This window comes from Pseudomonas sp. 008 (assembly GCF_016861935.1).
Lineage (GTDB): Bacteria > Pseudomonadota > Gammaproteobacteria > Pseudomonadales > Pseudomonadaceae > Aquipseudomonas.
In genome coordinates, this window is record NZ_BOMA01000043.1 from 1 (window position 1) to 1,591 (window position 1,591).

A 1,591-nucleotide genomic window follows, 5' to 3' on the forward strand; every position below is an offset into this window, starting at 1 on the left:
TTCTGTCAACTTTGTTGCACCCAACGATGCTCTGGCCGGCGGCAACTCCCTGAGCGTGAAGATCGACGATGCCAAGGGCGGCAACTACGAGAAACTGGAAGTCGACGGCAAGTCGGCCGACACCTCGGTGACCGACACACCGGACACCACCACCCTCAGCCTGTCGGCAACCGACTCGGTCGCCGAAGGCGGTTCCATCGTTTACACCGCCACCCTGACCAATGCGGCTGGCACGCCGGTCACCGTGACCTTGAGCAACGGTGCGGTGATCACTATCGACGCCGGCAAAACCACCGGCACCGTGACTGTCCCGGCACCGTCCGATGACGTTTACAAAGACGCTGGCACAGTACAGGCGAGCATATCCACCGCCACCGGTGGCAATTTCGAGAACCTGGTGCCGAACACTGCCCCGGCAGTCACCACCGTCAATGACACCATCGACACCAGCACTGTTTCGCTGACTGCGACCGCGAACGTGGCCGAGGGTGGCACCGTGGTGTACACCGCGTCCGTCACTGCTCCGGTGACTGGTTCGCCAGTGGTTGTGACCCTGTCCAACGGCCAGACCATTACCATCCCGGTCGGCTCGAGCAGCGCCAGTGTCAACTTCACCGCGCCGAACGATGCCTTGGCTGGCGGTGGTTCTTTGAGCGTCAAGATCGACGACGCCAAGGGCGGCAACTACGAGAAACTGGAAGTCGACGGCAAGTCGGCGGACACCTCGGTGACCGACACACCGGACACCACCACCCTCAGCCTGTCGGCAACCGACTCGGTGGCTGAAGGCGGTTCCATCGTCTATACCGCGACCCTGACCAATGCCGCCGGCACACCGGTCACCGTGACCCTGTCGAACGGCGCGGTGATCACCATCGCCGCCGGCGCCACCAGTGGCAGCGTGACTGTCGATGCACCAAAGGACGATGTCTACAAGGACGCTGGCCAAGTCGAAGTCACGATCAAGGATGCCGCAGGCGGCAACTTTGAAAACCTGGCCACCAGCCCAGCGGCAGCGGTCACCACCGTCACCGATACCATCGACACCAGCACCGTTTCGCTGACTGCGACCGCGAACGTGGCCGAGGGTGGCACCGTGGTGTACACCGCGTCCGTCACTGCTCCGGTGACTGGTTCGCCAGTGGTCGTCACCCTGTCCAACGGCCAGACCATCACCATTCCGGTCGGTGCGAGCAGCGGTTCTGTCAACTTTGTTGCGCCCAATGATGCACTGGCCGGCGGCAACTCCCTGAGCGTCAAGATCGACGACGCCAAGGGCGGCAACTACGAGAAGCTGGAAGTCGACGGCAAGTCGGCCGACACCTCGGTGACCGACACCCCAGATACCACCACCCTCAGCCTGTCGGCAACCGACTCGGTCGCCGAAGGCGGTTCCATCGTTTACACCGCGACCCTGACCAACGCCGCCGGCACGCCAGTGACCGTGACCTTGAGCAACGGCGCCGTGATCACCATCGACGCCGGCAAAACCACCGGCACCGTCACCGTTCCGGCTCCATCCGATGACGTTTACAAAGATGCGGGTACGGTCCAGGCCACCATCTCCACCGCCACCGGTGGCAATTTCGAA

General features: G+C 63.0%; 1 protein-coding gene. It reads left to right on the forward strand.

All coding sequences use genetic code 11. The annotated features are described in order from the left end of the window. Positions 1-1,591: immunoglobulin-like domain-containing protein (locus tag JUI81_RS31595; protein ID WP_374707283.1), on the forward strand; the 1,591-nt coding region annotated here is incomplete at both ends.